This window comes from Candidatus Harpocratesius sp., from assembly GCF_054039255.1.
Window position 1 is genome coordinate 71,631 of record NZ_JBPLBG010000075.1, and the last position, 19,888, is coordinate 91,518.

The 19,888-nt window shown below is 32.5% G+C and carries 10 protein-coding genes; 9 read left to right on the plus strand and 1 reads right to left on the minus strand.

Going from position 1 to position 19,888, the window contains the following annotated elements:
- Positions 1-5 precede the first annotated feature (5 nt).
- Positions 6-1,460, minus strand: a complete 1,455-nt coding sequence (locus tag ACXLDF_RS17075) for an aspartate aminotransferase family protein (RefSeq protein ID WP_457559766.1) — start codon at positions 1,458-1,460, stop codon at positions 6-8.
- 102 nt (positions 1,461-1,562) lie between these two features.
- Here ACXLDF_RS17075 and ACXLDF_RS17080 point away from each other — a divergent pair, with 102 nt between their 5' ends.
- The 9 genes from ACXLDF_RS17080 to ACXLDF_RS17120 all read left to right on the plus strand — a co-directional run bounded on the left by ACXLDF_RS17080 (position 1,563) and on the right by ACXLDF_RS17120 (position 19,736).
- A complete protein-coding gene (locus ACXLDF_RS17080; RefSeq protein WP_457559767.1) occupies positions 1,563-2,282 on the plus strand; it encodes a TetR/AcrR family transcriptional regulator in 720 nt (239 codons plus the stop codon).
- Positions 2,283-2,451: 169 nt separating this feature from the next.
- A complete protein-coding gene (locus ACXLDF_RS17085) occupies positions 2,452-4,737 on the plus strand; it encodes an alpha-amylase family glycosyl hydrolase (RefSeq protein ID WP_457559768.1) in 2,286 nt (761 codons plus the stop codon).
- Positions 4,738-5,437: 700 nt separating this feature from the next.
- Positions 5,438-8,113, plus strand: coding sequence for a Loki-CTERM sorting domain-containing protein (locus ACXLDF_RS17090; RefSeq protein WP_457559769.1), 2,676 nt, complete (start codon positions 5,438-5,440; stop codon positions 8,111-8,113).
- 191 nt (positions 8,114-8,304) lie between these two features.
- On the plus strand, positions 8,305-11,877 hold the full coding sequence (locus ACXLDF_RS17095; RefSeq protein ID WP_457559770.1) for a glucodextranase DOMON-like domain-containing protein: 3,573 nt from the start codon (positions 8,305-8,307) through the stop codon (positions 11,875-11,877).
- Positions 11,878-11,942: 65 nt separating this feature from the next.
- On the plus strand, positions 11,943-13,448 hold the full coding sequence (locus ACXLDF_RS17100; protein ID WP_457559771.1) for a sugar ABC transporter substrate-binding protein: 1,506 nt from the start codon (positions 11,943-11,945) through the stop codon (positions 13,446-13,448).
- On the plus strand, positions 13,438-14,910 hold the full coding sequence (locus ACXLDF_RS17105; protein WP_457559772.1) for an extracellular solute-binding protein: 1,473 nt from the start codon (positions 13,438-13,440) through the stop codon (positions 14,908-14,910). Before ACXLDF_RS17100 ends, ACXLDF_RS17105 begins: the two co-directional genes overlap by 11 nt.
- Before the next feature lie 40 nt (positions 14,911-14,950).
- The gene (locus ACXLDF_RS17110) at positions 14,951-16,612 is read left to right on the plus strand and encodes a carbohydrate ABC transporter permease (RefSeq protein WP_457559773.1); all 1,662 of its coding nucleotides are present in this window, start codon (positions 14,951-14,953) and stop codon (positions 16,610-16,612) included.
- On the plus strand, positions 16,596-18,284 hold the full coding sequence (locus ACXLDF_RS17115) for a carbohydrate ABC transporter permease (RefSeq protein WP_457559774.1): 1,689 nt from the start codon (positions 16,596-16,598) through the stop codon (positions 18,282-18,284). The genes ACXLDF_RS17110 and ACXLDF_RS17115 overlap by 17 nt, the downstream gene beginning before the upstream one ends.
- A 12-nt stretch (positions 18,285-18,296) precedes the next feature.
- On the plus strand, positions 18,297-19,736 hold the full coding sequence (locus ACXLDF_RS17120; protein WP_457559775.1) for an ABC transporter ATP-binding protein: 1,440 nt from the start codon (positions 18,297-18,299) through the stop codon (positions 19,734-19,736).
- Positions 19,737-19,888 lie beyond the last annotated feature (152 nt).

Genomic DNA, 19,888 nt, shown 5'->3' on the forward strand with positions numbered 1-19,888 from the left:
TTCTATTAAGGTATTTGGATATTTTGAAATACTCTTTCAAATTTTGATAAAGCATCATCGATTATTTCTGATGTATCTGCCATACTGGTATACAACCTACTTCCAGCGAGTGTGATCATTCCTTCAGCCATATAAGCAGCGCCATATTCTTCCATTGCAAATTTACGTTCCTTAATTTCTTTTAATATCTTAAAGATCTTTAGATAATTTAAGTTGAGAAACATTGCTCCCACCGTTTCTAAGTGACATATCGATCCTTGATTGTAGGCAACAAATGGAAGATTTAAATCATTAATAATTTTTTTTAACCCCTTAGTCAATTTATCTCCAGCTTGCCCCGCTTTAACCGCTGCATCAGTTCTTTCAATTTCTTTAATTGAATAATATCCTGCTGCTGTACTTAAAGGATTGGCTGATAAAGTACCTCCCACATAAGCACGCTTTTTACCAGTCTCCACTCCTGCAGCTAGAAAACTAATTAAATCTGCTTGACCTCCTACACCACCTGCACCTGGGTATCCACCTGCTACAATTTTTCCAAAAACAGTGAGATCTGGCTTAATTTTGAAATAACCTTGTGCTCCTCCCATACCCAAACGAAAAGCTGTAACTACTTCATCGAAAATTAATAATGAGTCATATTTGTCACATAACTCCCTTGCTTGATGAATGTATTCTTTATCAATAGGCCGAGTTCCACTTTCGGGACCGACTGGTTCTAATAACACCGCTGCTGTTCCTCCTTGGAATTTATTTAATCGAAGTTGTCTCTCCAAAGCATGAATATCATTTGGAAATACCTCTTGAGTATGTCGGGAACAAGATGCTGGAATTCCATGTGCTTCAAATCGTTTAGTTCCAGGTAAGTGTATTCCATAAATTAATTGATCACTCCACCCATGATAAGCACCACCTAATTTGATTATTTTTTTTCTTTTTGTAGCCAATCGGGCAATACGAATTGCAGCCATATCTCCTTCAGTACCACTGCCAAGCATGCGAAACATTTCAACAGCAGGCATATGATGATGGATTTCTTTTGCAAGTTTTAATTCGAATTCATGAAATAAGCCCGTTACAGGGGCACATTCTTGAATAACCTCGATAACTTTTTCGCGCACAGGCACATAATTATTACCTAGAAGAGTTGGGCCACCTGCTTGCAAAAAATCAATATACTGATTACCATCTACATCATATAAATAAGCTCCATTTGCTTTTTCAATTACCAATGGAAAAGGATAATTAAATGCAAGATTGTGTTGAACCCCTCCTGGTATATATTGTTTTGCATCAGTAATTATCGCTTTTGATCTTGAACAATTATGTTCAAAAAAGTTTAAATACTGTTTCATTTTAGCAGCATTGACCTTGTACAAAGGAAGTTTAAGTAATTGATTCATTTTTGCATATATTTCCGCTGTATTTGGATATTCTGTAATCGCATAGCCCAGAACCATTGTTTATCATTCCTTTATTAAGCGTTATAGTTATTTAAATTTATACTTACTCTGAACCAACGTAAACATTTTTTACGGGGTAGTAATTATTCTAAATACCTCATGGATTCAACCTTAAGTCCGAAAGAAAAACGAAAAATCCTCGATTTTAAACGCCGTAGGGCAGATATTTTGGAAGCCCTTGAACGTTTAGGTGAAAAGAATCACTTTATTTCATTTGATAAATTAAATTTAGAAGATATTGCTGCTGAAGCGGGATTAACAAAACCGACTCTTTACCGTTATTTTTCTTCCAAAGACGACTTACTTACAGGATTTGCTGCATATAGTTATCGCAAATTAACCAATTTTATGAATGAACAGCTTCGACTTCATTATCAAGATGATGTTGCCAATAGATTAAATGCAGTAAGTATAGCTTACTTCCATTTTGTATCAACTAATCATGGTATTTTTCAAATTCTTAATTTATTTGGAAAACAAAATCGATATTTGATTATAAAACGCAAATTGATTCAAGATCAAAAATCTGTAAGTCAAAGTGAGTTGGAATATTTCCAAGCATGGGAAGAATTTCGCAATACTATTGCACAATCTTTTAATGAAGAAGAATTAGCCTTATCAGAGATTAGTTCATCAATTCTTAAACAAGAGATTTCATCAAATGATTTTGTTGAAATACTTGCATTATTAATCAATGGTATAATAACTGAATTGGGAAATCGTAATCGCGTTCTTCAAGAACGTGGTTATACAGAGGAAAATATCTTAAACATTATCATGTTCTTAATTGGTAAAGGATTGCATCATTTACATAATTAAAATGATATTTTAGAATTTAATAAAATACGTATTAATACGAAATTATTTCAAGTGACAACTCTATAACATTGATATGCATCGAAAGAACCAGAAATTAAAGAATTTTTTCTTACTAAAGAGAAAAATAAATCACATTGTATTTATTCTTATCATTATATCTTTCTTATCTATGCCATTTATGAACCTTTTAATCATAAAGGATAAAAAATTAAGTTTTCCTATTTCTACATTAAATTATAATTCAAATTCTAGTTATAAAATCTCTCCTTACTCCTCTTCTTCTTTTTACGATTCAGTTAATATAGGACAAGGTGTAATGCTTCAAGGATTTTATTGGCTTTGTCCAGAAGGAAATTGGTGGAACACAATTAATGATTTTATTCCAGAATTTAGTCAAATAGGAATCGATTCTATCTGGTTACCTGCTCCATATAAAGCTGCCGGAACAAGTGGTGTATCTGGAATGGGATATGAACCGTATGATTATTATGATTTGGGTTCATATAATCAAAAGGGGAATGTACGAACCAGATTTGGCACAGAAACCGAACTTCGCGATTTAATTGCCAATGCTCACGCAAATAATATTGCGATGGTTGCAGATATCGTAGTTAACCATAATAATGGCGGTGATTTGGAATATAATCCAAATGTGGAAGATTATACCTATACAAATTTTACTAATATCGCCAGCGGTCGATTTCCACGAAATTATACTTGTTTTCATCCATGTGAATATGAAACAGCTGATGAAGGAGTATTCGCTAACTTTCCTGATCTATGTCATGCTAATCCTTATGTTCGTAATGGTTTGATTGAATGGGGTAAATGGATGGCAAACGATATTGGATTCGATGGATGGCGTTTTGATAATGTGGTAAATTTTGATCCAGCCTTTGTACGAGACTGGATGCAAAATGTTAGTGGTTGGGGAGTTGCTGAATATTGGCACGGGGATAAGAATAAGATCCAAAATTATATAGAATCTACTGAAAATTCTGTTAGCGCTTTCGATTTTGCCTTGATTTACCGATTGGAAGATATGTGTGATGGAAACGGAAATTTTAACATGATGGAACTTGATTATGTTAATAAATTAATAGATATTAATCCTGATAATGCGGTTACTTTCGTAATGAATCATGACACAGAACGGGATGAATACAGTCGAGTAGATTACAACCGTCATTTGGCGTATGCATATATTTTGACTCATCCTGGATATCCATCTGTATTTTGGAAAGATTATTTTGATCTTTGGTATCATTCTCATATCACCAATTTAATTCGAATAAGAAATGAGTTAAGCTCAGGTATCATGCAAACACGATGGACGGATTCAGATGTATACATTGCTGAGGATGTGGGTATGAGCAGCTCTGGGAATAATACAGGATATATCATTGCTTTAAACGATGATCCAATTGAGAATAAAACTCGCACGATTTCTACCCAGTGGTTAAATGTTGTGCTCTATGATTTGACTAATCCATATAAATCTCCTGTCAATGTTGATTCTTCTGGGCAATTAACCTTTGAAATACCTGCAAATGATTACCGTATCTTATCACCCATAGATCTCCGATCAGAATTAGTATTTGCACCGAGACCAATCAATCATTTACGTCCTTATACTGAAATGAAAATAAAAGCAGGAAAGATTAATTGGAGTGTTGAAGATCCTCTCCTTTCTGGAGAATGGGGTTTTCCTATCTATTCTGATCCATTTGATGATACAAAGGGACGACCAGAAGATTTATCCTATCTCTATTTGTCGAAAGATCATGAGAATTTATATATTGGCTTTCCATATCGAGAGAATACTTGGACTTCTGGAGGTGATTTGAAATTCGGAATTGCATTCAGCACTAAAACTGGGGGAACAAATTGGGGCTTAAATTTTCATGATCAACTGAATTTTGCTGGTTCCATTTTACCAGAATTTATATTATATTCATCAACAGATGTGGATGAAGATCCAAGTAATGAAATTCAAACAGCAACATTATACATGTATGATAATGAATTAGAAAATTGGAAAAATATATGGAATTTAACTCCAATAGAAGATTTTCGTTCTTCATCAATATATCGCTTCGCTACATTCAAAATACCTTATGAAATGCTTGATTTATCTGAAGGTGATGAACTTTCTATCATGCTTTTTTCTACTCAAGAAGGAAAATCAGGTGCTGCTGATTCGGTACCTAATGATATGACCACCGATGATTATGGGGATGCTGAAACATGGTTATCATTACCAGAACCAATTATTCTTTCGATTCCAGAAATAGATAATAATTCAAATACAAACACAAATAATGGCTTAGATGATTCCAGTTCTGATGATTCTCAACGTGTAAATCAGATTTCAATTAATGGTTATTTAGAATTAAATTTAGTAATTGCTTCCTTTATTGGAGTTATTGCTATATTAAAGCATAAGTTGAATTGAATGTAAAAGATATGTAATTCTTCTTTACACTTGCATCCTCGTGTTTTTATATGAATTGATGAGTTTTACAATCTTTAGTGGAAAAGCGGAATAATAGCAAATATTTCAAAATCTTTAATATTTCAATATATAGTATCCATTTATCAGATTTGGTTATTCTTTATATTTCATAGAAATGCTTTAATTTATGGAATTAACTAAAATTCTGTTAAACACAAAAACTGTTTTAAATATTTTTTTTTCACTTTTTTATTACTACTATCTATAAAACAGATTAATTGATTTTTATTAAAGCTGGATGTTTAACAAAAAATTGTATTACAATTAAAATCTTGAAACCAAAATCTATTTTAATGTTTAACACTATATTTTCATAGGCCTTTAAAAACTGATAAAATTATATTTATTTTTTTATGAAGATCGATGAGTTAAAGGCTTCAATCGAATGTAAATCGATAGAATTTGTAGATCAATGTTTTTGTGTAAGTTCAAGGTTCTGTGCGAAACGCTTCAACAAGCGATTTTAACGAATTTTTTATAAACGTTTCCCAGTTCTAACATTTCCCATTTTTGTGGGATCTTTAAATAGGATTTCATCTTAATAATAAATGTCAATTTTTTTTTTAACCAGATTTATACACTTTCAATTTCAATCAAAGAAATTGAAAAAATGATAATAAATCTATCGGTGACAACTATCATGACGAAAAAATCAACTGGTGTTTTGCTTATAACATTGTTAGTTGCCATGTCTTTTTCTCCCTTTATAACCGGTGTGACTGCAGTTGTAAATACTTCAAGTCATAATAATGTGGTTATTGATGGTGTTATAGGAAGTGATTGGACTGATGGCAATTATACAGTAAGGTTGGATCCTGATCAATCTTCTTGGGGTGCTGATTGGGGTCTTGATGGGTTGTATTTTGCTTTAAACGATACTGGAATATTTTTGGGATTGAAAATTACTCTTGCCGGGCCTGCTAATCAATTTAACGTGTTTATTGATACCGATGCAGGAAATACTGGAATAACTGATTATAGTACTGTTCCAACTTATGGAAAAAGCTTAAAGTTTGTAAGTGATGGATTTGTACCCAATTTAGTTCTTTTATCAGATGAAGGAAATTGGGCAAGTCCTTGGAGTCTTTTAAACTTTACAGATGAAACTGGGAATTATGCAAATCTAACTACTGGTTTTGTTGCTTCTACATTGAATGAGACTAGTTTTGATGGAACTTGGGGCTATGGTATTCCTATGACCTTTGAAGCTTTTATTCCATATGATCTTCTTTATCCTGCTGGAATTCCTGCAGATGCTGAATTACGTTTCTTCGCCGCTATGATTGGTGGAAATCCTGGAGATGTTATTCCTGATCAATATGGTGGTGTTGAGAATGATGAATATCATACTTATGTTGCAGTGAAAATTGCAGATGAAGATGGTGATCCTAAATTAATTCCATATACACTTGGATGGTCTGGAGAAAATCCTGATGGTTCTTATACTAGTGCAAAAGTAAATGATAAGGATGGAAATGTTACTCTTGGATTGGATATGGAATTTTACTATGAAATGTGGTATACCGATAGTCATTCTGAATTTATGAATAATTCTCAATGGCCTACCTTGAATATAACGTATTATAACTCTACTTCAATGACAAATACTTCCTATGAAGTTATGATGTATCATGAAAGTGGCGACATGGCTGGTGCTAATGAGATTTATCGATATACAATCCCCTTAATGGTGGAAAATGGATATTCAGTCGGAGATAAATTTTACTGGTTTATCTATGCAGGTAATGTAAATGCAACTGTTGCAAAAGAATATTATTCATTTGAGAACGGTATTTCTCCAATGCCTCCAATTGATTTAGGTTTTATCGGTGCAGTTACCCCTGCAGGTGGATTTAAAGATCCGGATGAATCTTTTGAGGTCGAGGTCCAAATTGAACAGCTATGGAATGGAACAGATAAGGTTACTTTTGATGTAATGACAGATGTAAATATCAACTATACCTTGAATGATACTGGAAGTTGGTTATTATCTCCTATGACCTATGATTCCCCTTCTTCCGACAATGCTATTTTCAAAGGTAGTTTAGGACCATTTCCAAATGGAACACTTGTTGAATTTTATATCATTGCAGAAAATAACAACACTGTTCAAACTGGACCCTTCTTAATTCATATTGGCATTGAACCTCCTAAATCTATCATTTTCAATATGAGTGATCCTCAAGGTGATGAATGGGGAACTTATCCAACTAATGCTGCGTTTGGTCCAGGAGTAGGGCTTTTCGATCTATTACAATTCAATGTAAGTGCTAACGCTTATGGAACTTCATTTGATTTTCGATTACTTGATTCTTATGATCCAGGTTGGGGTGCTGGAAACTTTTCACATCAAATGTTTGTTGTATTAATTGATATGCAACCTGGTGGTACAACTGAAGGTGTTTTGAAATCAAATATAAAAGTGCAAGATGAATATCCATGGGATATTGGATTCTATGGAGATGGATGGATGAGCCGATACTTCACTCCAGAAACTATCGCATCACCTCAAACTGATGGAACAGGTATTACTACAGGATATCAATTTATTAATGGCGAACATTGGTTTAATCTATATATTCCTGAGACATTAATTCATACAGTCGCTAATAGTTCCTGGAAATATTATGTTATGGTTGCTTCTGCAGATTTTAACGATTTCCGTAATCATCTTGCTGAAAATGGAGAATGGAACTTTGGAGGTGGGGACGATAGTGCTTATGATCCAAATTACTGTGATATTCTTGTTCCAACTGCAGATGATCCAGTTGCTTTACAAGAAACAATTTCAACTGGCTACGATGTTGGTGCTCAACAATATGCTACTCTTTTAGCTGTCGGAGATGGGTTATCCTTTGAAGTAGATACGACAAATCCTGTTGTAGAGATTACATCTCCTTCAGATGGAACTAACCTTACAATCAGTTCTGGAACTACAATTGATCAAGAAATCACATGGACTGTTGAAGATCCTGCACAAGGAACTTTTGCTGGAATTTCAGAAGTAAAAGTGTATGTAAATGGTGTGCTTGTTCCTGAAGCTGGTGAAGGTAATTCTGCTACTCTTGCCTTATCTGCTGGTGAAAATATTATTCGAGTTGTTGCTACAGATAAATCAGGAAATGCAGGTTATGATGAAATAACAATTAATGTTGCAAGTGCTACCGCAGATGATACTGCTACAGATGATACAGCAACTGATGACACATCCACTGATGATTCAAGTGGAGGGTTACAGATTCCAGGTTATAGTGTTGGAATTATGATCTTGGCATTATTTGGTTCAGCTGTCATTTTACTCAGAAAAAGAAAATAATAATATAATTATTAAAACCACTATAGATGAAACTTTAGACTCGTAAATGTTTCATCTCTAATATTTTTTTTATCTTTATGGCGATTATTTTGCCAAAAATTAATTTAATATTTACTATTTGTATTTTTTTAATTTATGCGTGAAAAAAGAAAAAAAACTGTTTAGTAATTAATTTCTAAAGGTGAATACTATTGCAATATATTTCAAAAAAAATGAATAAAATTTCACAAGGTATTCTTTTTACCAGTTTACTTATCATGATAATCTTTCCTACATTTTCATCTGGATATAATTCATCATTTGTTTCCTTAACAAAAATGCCTAATACTTCAATAAATTATGAGACCATAACATCGAATGATACAGTACTAAACTTAGTTATGATATGGCATCAACATCAGCCTTCATATCAAGATCCAGAAACAGGAATATATGAACAACCTTGGGTTTTTATGCATGGTTCTAACTCATATCCTTATATGGCTGATGTACTTAATGATTATCCTGATATCAACGTTACAATCAATTTAACACCATCAATGTTAAAACAACTTGTAGATTATATCAATGGAACCGCTTTTGATCGAAGAATTGAATTAGCTCGAATGGATGAATCTGCTATGTCGGATGAAAATAAAAGTGTAGTTCTTCAATATTTCTTCGATATTAATGGTCAATTTCGCCAAAATGGCACCCGATATTTTGAATTGAGTGAGAAACGGAATAGTTATAATACATTACAAGAAGCTGTTGATGCTTTTACAGATCAAGACTTCTTGGATTTGAAATGCTTATTTTTTGCTCATTGGATAAATCCACGTTATACTACAGAACAACCTTATCAACCTCCATCTAACCCTTTTGGATATACTTTAAAAGTCTTGACTGATGATGCAAACGGTGTGGGAGGTTATACAAGTGCATTTAAAAATGGAGTGTTGGATTATGCTTATTCTATTGTGGATAAAGTGATTTCTCTTCATAAGAATCTTCAAAACGAAGGAAGATTGGAAATAATTACTACTCCCTTTTATCATCCTATATTACCCTTATTAATTAATTTAACCAATGCAAGGGAAGTGAATGAAGGTGTTGCAGATTTACCATTACCTGATCAAAATACTCTTTGGACTGAAGATGCTTTAACTCAAATTCAAAAAGGTAGAAATTACACCGCTTCATTATTTGGAAAATATCCAGTTGGAATGTGGCCTTCAGAAGAAGCAGTTAGCGACGAAATTATTCCATTAGTGAACCAAAGTGATATCGAATGGTTTGTTACTGATTATACTGTTCTTCAAAATAGTTTGGGTGTAAGTCAACTAACACCTGAGCAATGGTTTCAGCCCTATGTTGTTAAAAAGGATGGATTAAGTTCAGTTGTATTTTTCAGACATCAACAATTATCTGATGAAATTGGATTTAATTATGGCGGACTCGATCCAGAAGTTGCAGCTACAAATATGATCGAAATGTTAAAAAATTATCGAGATAGTTGGACAGGAGATGAAGATCCAGTCTTTACAGTAGCTTTAGATGGAGAAAATGCTTGGGAAAATTATCAATATGACTTAGATGGAGATGGCCGTGTTGATTATACAGGAAATTTGTTCCGTGAATACATGTATCAGAAATTAGAAGAAGCACAAGATCAAGGATGGTTAAGAACAATAACTCCCAAACAATATCTTGCTGAACATCCACCTAACACTTTACAAGAAATTAATTTAGCAACTGGTTCATGGGCAGGGGATTTGAATACATGGATTGGTGAAGATGATGAAAATGAAGCATGGAATCGTTTAATTACCACAAGAAAGGATCTTATTCAATATATGGCCGATAACAGTTTATCTAAAGATGATTTACCAGATGCATGGGAAGCTTTATATGCTGCTGAAGGAAGTGATTGGTTTTGGTGGTATGGTGCTGATCAAGATTCCGGGCATGATGAACTATTCGATTGGCAGTTTAAAACAATTCTTCGGGGTGTTTATAAAAGTATCAATTGGACGGAATCTGAAATAATGGAAAACTATCCGTATTTATACTTAAAAATGCTTCCCCCTGTATCTGCTAGTATACAAGGAAAATATTTACCAACAATTGATGGAACTGAAACTAGCAGTGAAGAATGGGCTTTAGCAGCATATTATTCGAATGCAAATGCATCTGATCCCACCAAATTATTCAAAGATCTTTATTTGGGCGTTGATGAAGGACTTACTGATCTACATATACGATTCGATACCACTGATGCTTTTCCTCTAAGTTCCATCTCTGGATATTCTGTAGGTTTGTATTTCTCAAATCCAAATGCACAATATTCTACAATATTTCCAAGATTTTCTGATGCATCTGATCCTTCTGGGATATTAGGTTTTGAATTAACTACTGAAATCAGAATTGATTTAGAAACGGGGACTGTTTCTGTTTTTGAGGTTAATTCTTCCTTTTTATGGGATGAAGTTTCTCCAACTCCGTCTGTATCTCTGGCAATTAATGATTTCTGTGAAATGAGTATTCCATTTTCATTATTAGGGATCGAAAAAGGTGATTTGTTATTTCTCAGATTTTTGGCAACTAACGAGTCGATTATGAAGAATTTTGATGTTACCCCTGAAGATGGGCCATGGAGCTTAAATATCCCCTTTGGTGGAGTTAATATGGTTGAAGTATTTGCTATGGATGATCCAGCTTATGATGAACATGGAATTTACCCTACTAATCCTCAGATGCATCCTGATTACGATGTAAATAGAACTGGATTAATGGATATTTTAAGGTTCAGAGTTGGATATATTGATGATACAGTATATTTCGAGTTCAAATTCCGTGAATTATTCAATCCTTGGAATGGTCCAGGAGGTTACAGTCATCCTCTTATGCAAGTGTATATCGATGAAGATAATGTTCCTGGTTCAGGAAGAACAGATTGTGATCAAAATGGTCATTTTAATATTTCATCAGAACATGCATGGGAATACATGGTTCGAGCAGATGGTTGGTTGCAATATATTTTGCTTGAAGATGATACTCAAGTTTCTGGAGTTAGTACTTTTAGTGACTCTGTTGATAAAGTTATTGTCTTTTCAGCACCCGTTTCAGTAATTGGACTTCCTCAAACAGATTGGGCTTATACAGTAGTTGTAGGTTCTCAAGATTTTCAAGCATTCCGAGAATTCTATGCTCAACCCCAAGAATGGAAATTTGGAGGTGGAGATGATTCGTCATATGATCCGAATGTTGTAGATGTTCTCCTTCCCTCTTATATGAATCAAACTGAAATTTTAGCGGATTATGATGAAACTTCAGAGACTTATTGTACAATTCCTGCAGTTTATTCTGGTATGGATAATGTTGAGGTTGTGGATCCTAGTATTGAAATAACAACAGTTGTACAAAACTATACTCTTCCTGAAAATTCTAATACAATGAATATTAGCATTAGTTTTTCTGTTCCATCTGATGTCATAATTGATTATTTTGAAATTTATGTAAATAATACTCTTACAACCACCTTACCAGCAAATGCAACTGATTACACTCTGACATTAGAAGAAGGAATATATGTTGTTATAGTAAAGATTTTTGATACAAATGGAAAGTCCGCAAATGCCTCAATTGTGATTACGGTGAATTCCCTCAAAGACATTGAAGATGGAACAAAGAAAGGGATTCCTGGATATTCAATAATGTATCTTAGTTTCTCAATATTTATAGGAATTGCATATATTCGAATTAAAAAACTTAAGAATTACTAATTTTTTTTTATTTTTCATGCTCAACCATTATATATGTCATAAAAGAAAAAATAAAGTGGATAAATATGAAAAAACAGCAACAACTAATTGCAACTGCAATAATAACTCTTTTTCTGGCAAGTGTCATTGCTTCAGAGATTGCTATCCCTGTGCATGCTGAAACAACATCTTTAGTGATGTGGTACATGCAAGATGATTTCTTAGATAACACTATGCTGGATTTAATCGCTCAATATGAAACAGATCATGATGTATCTGTTGAATTAAAATATGTTTCTGAAGATTCTATGAGGTTGGATTATAAAAATGCATTTGGTTCTGAAAATGCACCTGATTTAATTCAAGGAGATGCTGAATGGATTCCTGATTTAGCTCATCGAAATTATATAACACCAATTTTACCAAGTGAATTGAAAGAAGAATATTTACCACAAGCTCTTAGGGCTGTTTCGTATTTCTATATTGAAAATGGAAATTATGATACAAATCTCTTAGCTTATTATGGTATTCCTCAAATTGTCGATGTTATGGCCTTTATCTACAACAAAGATAATGTATCGAACGCTATAATTCCTGAAGCAGATGGAAATTGGGATGTCGATGAATTTCAACAAGCAATTACACGAATGAATGATCAAAGTCTTCCTTCTGATAAACAATTTGGATTTTCATTTTTAAATTTCCCTGATGCAGAACTTTCTCTCTTTTTCGGTGCAGGTGGAAATCTCTTTTCAAATGACACTGTGGATGCTAGTCATAATGAAATACTTGAAAATTACTCTGTGAATGCATTGGATTTTATATATAAAATCGCTAATTATTATGAATTGACTCCATCGTATAAATCTGGTTATTATGTAAATGTTGATAATAGCTTAAAAACAGATAAGATTTACGAAGATTTTGCACTAAATGGAAATGTAAGTTCTACTATGTTGTTTTCTCAAGATTTGAAGAAACTTATGTCTAGTGGAATTTTCTCAAATATATCGAAATTAGGAATTGCCCCTGTACCAAAAGATGAAACTGGCCAAGCTCCATTTTTGAAGGTTACCGCTTTAATGATTAGTAATTCCACAATTCACCGTACAGAAGCGCTAAATTTGGCTAATTTCTTATGTTCAAGTAATTCAATGAAAGAATATGCTAAGAATGAATATTTACTTCCTGCAATTGATTCAATATATTCTGATACCAGTCTTTCTGAAAATACTATTATTCAATCATATAAACCTTTGGTTGATAGTGCCACCGGAGTATATATTTCTCGATTTTGGACTTTATATGTTAAAGATATATTTAGTGGGGAAGTAACTTCGATGATTCGAGGAGCACAAAATGGCTCAACTTGTGCAACTTCGTTACAAGTAAGAATTGATGCTAAAGTACTCAGACAAGCAGATCATCCCGCCATTGGGCAAGATGTCAGTAGTTTCGAATTCTATGGAGAAAAATCAGGAGGTAATTTTATTTCATTTGGAAGTCCATCATTAATAATAGTAAGTAGCATAATAGGATTGGGATTGATTTCTTTTTTTACTAAAAAATGGAGGAATTATTATGAAAATTAAAAAGCAAATTGTATTCTTTTTAGTCTTACTTACAATTTCTGGATTTGCATTTGTCCCGAATGTTGTTGGAGATACACAAAAACCAAAATCCGCTGTCATAAGCATTAATTTTTGGTATACTGAAAATATTGCTGAAGAACCAGGAGTTGTTCAATTAGTTACAGAGTTTGAAGCTGAACATCCTGATATTGAAGTTAATGCTTTATATGTCGATTTTTTCGATGCGCGCAATCTTTTTACTAGTTCGTATATTGCTAATACAGAACCTGATGTAATGCGTGCTACTCGGGATTGGATTCCAGAATTTGCTGCATCAGGTATGTTGAATCCATTGACAGATACTTTTTCTCAAGAAGATTTAGATGATTTCATCAATATTTCCATTGAAATGGTCACATATCCTGATTCTGAAGGAAATGACCAAATTTGGGCATATCCACAATTAGTCGACACGCCAGCAATTATGTATAATAAAGAAATCTTTGAATTGGCTGGAATTGATACAAGTACTTTAAGCATTAATACTTCATGGACTTGGGATGAATATTTGGACATTTTGAATCAAGTTAATGGAACTGAATACGAATATGGAGGAGAAACCCATTATGTTTATGCTACAACTTTAGCAGGAATGATGTTTGGTGCACAACCCTATTATTTTGGTCATGGCGCTCAAATGTTCTACAATGATGAAATTTATATAGATTCTGTTGCTATCGATAGCCCTGAATCACGATTAGCTCTTCAATTCTTGAAAAACCTTACTGATAGTTCAGTTACTCCAAATTGGTTAGATCAAGGTTGGGGTCCTTTGAATCCAAGTTTTCGTTTAGGAAAAGTGGCAATGATTAATCAAGGACCTTGGGAATTAAAACAGAACATTGAAATAGAACCTATTTTTCAAGGTGGAGATAATCTTGGAATCTTACAACTACCTCATGATGAAGAAGGTCATAGAGGTGCACCTGTGGGATGTCATGGTTATGTAATATCCAAACATGTAGTTCCAAATTCTGCAGAATACAATGCTTCAGTATTGTTCGCTAAATATATGAGTAGTCAAGAAGCTCAAAAAATTGGTGCGATTGATTATTATCACGTTCCTTCTCGAAAAAGCGTAATGGAAATGTCAGAAGTTAAGGAAGCATTTTCTTATCCTTATGTTAAAGCTTATTGGGATGCGGTTCAATCAGCACTTCGTGTTCCTGTTTCGAAAGATTGGGCTAAAATCGAAACCGACTTCGGGGATCGAATTAATGAATATTTAGCTGGAGAAATTTCACTTGATGAATGTATTGCAAATACTTTGGTAAGGTGGGCAGAATATTTGCCCAAAAAATCAGGAGTTTCAACTGATGATGTGATTCAAGGAACAAGTTCGATTCCTTCTTATCCTATCAGTTTATTCATTGGAGTGATTGCTATTACTACATTCCTTCTTTTACGGAATCGAAGGAATTAATTTTTTTTTCCTTTTTTTCTTTTCTTCGGGGGTAATAAGAATGTCAACTATTACAACTGCAACACAAATACAAGTTAAAAAAACAACCAAACGCAAGAAATCAAAAGGAACGATGCGTTCAAATGATCTTGCTACGGCTTATCTCTTTCTTCTTCCTGCTTTACTTTCCATTATTATCTTCATTTTCTTACCTATTTTCTTCGCTTTAATTATGAGTTTATATATAAATCCTACAGCTGGAGATTTAGGAGATCGATTATTTGAATTCTATTTCAATTTTAAAAACTTAAATAATACTTCGTTTTTTGAATTTTTTACATATACAGATACCAGTATTTTTTCAGCTAATGGTGATATTAGTTATGGATTATTTTTATTAGTTTTAGCCATTTTTTATCTTTTATATATTAATTTAGGATATAGAATATTCAAGAAAAAATCCAAACTTTCCAGTCCAGTAATTTCCTTAATTGTTTTACTTTCAGGGTTATTAGTTGCTCCCTTTTTGTTATGGATTTTAAGATTTATATGGAATTACATTCCAATTGTAATTCCACTAGAGAATTATAGAGTAGTATTAACCGCAACAGAACTAGATTTTGTCCAAATATTGTTTAATACTGTTTTTTGGACAGTTATCTGTGTGTGTTTTCATGTTATAATTGGAATTTTATTAGCTGTTTTAATGAACCGTGAATTTGCCGGAAAAGGTTTTTTCCGCAGTATTTTTATAATTCCTTGGGCAATTCCTTCATTTGCATCAACATTGATATGGAAAAATTTCATTTTTAATCCAAATGGATTTTTAGGAAAAAATACAGATAAGATTTTTCCAAAAGGATTTTTCACATTTAATGTTGGTAATTTAATTTCAATTATTCTTGGTGCTCTAGTTATTTTTGCAGTTCTTTCAATATCAATCAATTTCTTTGAACTAAAAATTATAAAAGATAAATCTTATCGAGCTTTAATTAGAAGTGTATTTTTAATCATAGGAATACTTTTAGGATGGCTTCTATATTATTATATCAATCCGATTTTAGGTGGAATTGAGAACAATTTATTCAGTTATAAAATAATCAATATAGAAGATACTACAGGTGATTCTTTTTGGATAAATTCTTCAGTATATATTTTAAATAAAAGGTTTATCATGATTACTTTTTCAGCTATAATTATTAATATCTGGTTAGGAGTTCCTTTCATGATGGTTAGTTTCTTAGCTGCTATGCAAGGTATCCCCCCAGATCTTTATGAAGCTGCAGAAATAGATGGAGCCGATGCATGGATTCAATTTAAATCAATAACTTTTCCTTTAATTAAACCTACTCTTTTTACAGTATCATTGCTAGGATTTGTTTGGACCTTTAATTTATTTAATGTTGTTTATATTCTGGCACAAGGACAAAATCTTCCAAATAGTCGGCTATATTCCATTTTTGTAACATTTATTTATAGTTTATTTGATGAATCTCGCGATTATGCAAGAGCCGCTGCTTTAAGTTTCATTGTATTCCTACTGTTAACAACTTTCACTCGGGCTTACAAGAAGATATTTAATCCAGATAAAATCTTTATAGGTGAAGAAGGAACGTTGGAAGAAAAGATTTACAATCGATATATAGAAATGAGTCAATTAGAAAAAAGCGAACCTAAAGAAACTTTAAAGGAGGTTGAAAATCACTATGACAAAAGAAATTAATAATGATTTAAATAATATCAATGTCTCTGTGAATAACCAGAAATTTAAAACTCGACCAATAAATTTTCTTGTGATTTTAATAGTGATGGGATTAATTCTTATAATTGGAGGTTTTTGGCAGACAGAAACGATATTATGGAACCGTATTAAATATGGGACTGGATCTTTATGGAAAAATAACAATCCAATCTATCATAGAGATCAACCTGATGGGGATTTATCTCGTGTATTACGATTATTGCACATGAATTATGGAATTTATTTTGCAACTTTGGTTGTTTTAACCATTGTTTCAATAGCAATAATCGTGTATGTCATAAGAAATAAAAATTGGGATGACAAAATGCGTATGGTTTCAATTCTTGGTTTAATTTATACTGGAATTGCGATCTTTACAAGTTTTTGGATTAATCAATCTATTAAAATAATTGAAACCATTCCAGATACAGTTGATCAAGTTCAAAGCGGTGCAGATTGGATTCGAGGGGATATAGGAAATTATTCGGAATTTATGGAAATTTCTACTTTGATTTTCATGTTCTTATATCTGGCTGTATTTGTTTTGTTTGCTTTTAATATAATTCAAAATAGTCCTAAGAAAGAAAATATTATTAAAATTCTCGGAATTTTGTTTTTGGTAATATTAGGAGGTTTCTTAATTTATTTTATTAACTTAATTAAGCTTTATTTTAAAGAAGAAGCAAATAATATTACAGTATTAATTTGGGGCATAATTGGTCTTATTGCTGTTATTGGTTTAATGATTGTTGATTTTAATAAATATTTCTTTCAATCTAATGAATCAAAGGAGAAATTTATTCAAAATAGTTCTCAAATAATAAAAATGACTCCATTTTATGTAGTGTTAATCGCTTATGTCATCTTTTCGCTCTTTCCCGTATATCTGGTAATTAAAGTGTCACTTTCTTCATATCAAGAGATTTTAAGGGGTGCATCACCTGGTTCACCATTATATAATTTAATTTTAAATTATTCAAGTGTCATGTTTGCAGTTTCTTCTGATGAACCTTCATTTAGTGGTGCACTTTTAAGAAGTTTTGGTTTAGGTTTGGGAACTGGATTAATTGGAATTATGATTTCAGTCACCTCTGCTTATGCTTTAGCACGTTTTAAGTTTAAAGGGAATAGTTTCTTAACTTATTTAATCCTAACGACACAAATGTTTCCTGGAATCATTCTTTTACTCCCTCAATATGTAATATGGGCTTCTTTAGGTTTTGTAGATACATTTGGTGGAATTTTGTTAGCTTCTGCCGTTGGGACTACTGCTTATTGTACTTGGATGATGAAAGGTTATTTTGAAACTATCCCTGTAGATATTGAAGAAGCTGCTATTATTGATGGTACGGGAAGATTTGGTAATTTTGCAAAAATTGCATTCCCACTTGCTCGATCTGGATTAGTCGCAGTTTTAATTTTCACTTTTCTCAGTTCTTGGCAAGATTTTATTTTAGCACGGACATTATTACGATCACCTCAAAATTATACCTTACCATTATTATCGGATAATTATGAGAATGCTCAAGATCAAGCTCCTTTTTTTGAATTACTTGCTCCGTATTCTATTCTGGTTGCATTGCCTGTTGTATTGTTCTTTTTGTTTATGCAAAAAGATTTAGCTAAAGGTGCTGTTGCAGGAAGTGTAAAGTAAGGAGATATTAAAATGGCAAAAATAGAATTTAAGAATATCACTAAAAAATTTGGAACATTTGAAGCAGTTAAGAACTTTAATTTAGAAGTATCTGATGAAGAGTTCGTTTGTTTAGTCGGACCATCCGGATGTGGGAAAACTACCACACTGCGAATGTTGGCGGGATTAGAAACTATAACTAATGGTACTATTTCTATTGATGGAGAAATAATCAATGATATATCTCCGAAAGATAGGAATATAGCTATGGTTTTTCAGTCCTATGCTTTATATCCCCATTATACAATCTATGAAAACCTTGCATTTGGTATCAGAAATCGAGAGAAAATAAAATGGGCAAACTTGATGATTTCGATGGCTCTTCTTTTATTTTACGGAGGTATTGTTGGTTTATATTATGGATTTTGCCAGCTTTTGGGTAAAATTGTTCCGGAATATATTAATTTAATATTTGTTGCAGGGATTTTGGGGTGGATTTTTATGTTATATTCCTTCCCTGAGACTAGACAAGATATTAAAATGATGAATCTTCGTTTTTGGGCAATGAAAATGAAGATTCCAATATTTCAAGAATATCTTTCAAGAGAAGAGAAAATTAGGCAAAAGGTAAAAGAAACATCTGAGTTATTGGGCATTGAGACTCAACTTTGGAAAAAACCTAAACAATTGAGTGGTGGACAGCGCCAGCGAGTTGCATTAGGGCGTGCAATTATTCGAAATCCAAAAGCTTTCTTAATGGATGAACCGTTAAGCAATTTAGATGCAAAACTTAGGGTTCAAATGCGGGCTGAATTAGAACGATTAACCAAAAAGCTTAGAGTTACGACCTTATATGTAACTCATGATCAAATAGAAGCAATGACATTAGGAAATCGTATTGTAGTGTTAAATGAAGGCATAGCAAATCAAGTTGGAACTCCAGAAGAAGTGTATCGACAACCAGTGAATAAGTTTGTAGCTGGTTTCATCGGATCTCCTCCTATGAATTTTGTTGAAGGAAGAATCGAAAAAAACAGTGAACAACTTCAATTTGTATCAGAAGCATTTTCATATAATATTCCTGATTATTATAAAGTAGGATTAAGTGATTTTATTAATAAAGAAGTAACTTTGGGTATCCGACCTGAACATATTTTATTGAATACTCCTGAAGCAAAACTGGATGCAACAATTGGTGTTCTAGAACCTATTGGTTCAGATACATTTGTATATATTGATTTTTCTATTAAAAGAAAATCTCGTAATTCAATTTTCGATAATTTAGAAATTATTGTCAAACAAGAAGGAATTACAAAATTGAAGATCGATGAACCAGTAAAAGTGCAATTCATGGATGATCAAATTCATTTCTTTGATAAAAAAACAGATCTTCGAATTCTTCCATCTGGAGGGTTGTGTCAAACTCACTACGAAGCTGAACTTGAAAAACAACGTAATGAAATTAATCCATAGATCTAAATCTAAAAAAATATTTTTTTATATCTTAAGTTTACAAGTTAATTAATTTTTTTAATCTTTATATTGCATTTCATTTGAAAATTACTCCGACATAATTTATTTTATTTGTAAAATCAAATTATCTCCTAAAATAGCCCTGTTTTTCA

Coding starts and splice junctions, on each gene's coding strand:
- ACXLDF_RS17075 (WP_457559766.1), bottom strand. CDS start 1,460: ATGGTTCTGGGCTATGCGATTACAGAATATCCAAATACAGCGGAAATA.
- ACXLDF_RS17080 (WP_457559767.1), top strand. CDS start 1,563: ATGGATTCAACCTTAAGTCCGAAAGAAAAACGAAAAATCCTCGATTTT.
- ACXLDF_RS17085 (WP_457559768.1), top strand. CDS start 2,452: ATGCCATTTATGAACCTTTTAATCATAAAGGATAAAAAATTAAGTTTT.
- ACXLDF_RS17090 (WP_457559769.1), top strand. CDS start 5,438: ATGACGAAAAAATCAACTGGTGTTTTGCTTATAACATTGTTAGTTGCC.
- ACXLDF_RS17100 (WP_457559771.1), top strand. CDS start 11,943: ATGAAAAAACAGCAACAACTAATTGCAACTGCAATAATAACTCTTTTT.
- ACXLDF_RS17105 (WP_457559772.1), top strand. CDS start 13,438: ATGAAAATTAAAAAGCAAATTGTATTCTTTTTAGTCTTACTTACAATT.
- ACXLDF_RS17110 (WP_457559773.1), top strand. CDS start 14,951: ATGTCAACTATTACAACTGCAACACAAATACAAGTTAAAAAAACAACC.
- ACXLDF_RS17115 (WP_457559774.1), top strand. CDS start 16,596: ATGACAAAAGAAATTAATAATGATTTAAATAATATCAATGTCTCTGTG.
- ACXLDF_RS17120 (WP_457559775.1), top strand. CDS start 18,297: ATGGCAAAAATAGAATTTAAGAATATCACTAAAAAATTTGGAACATTT.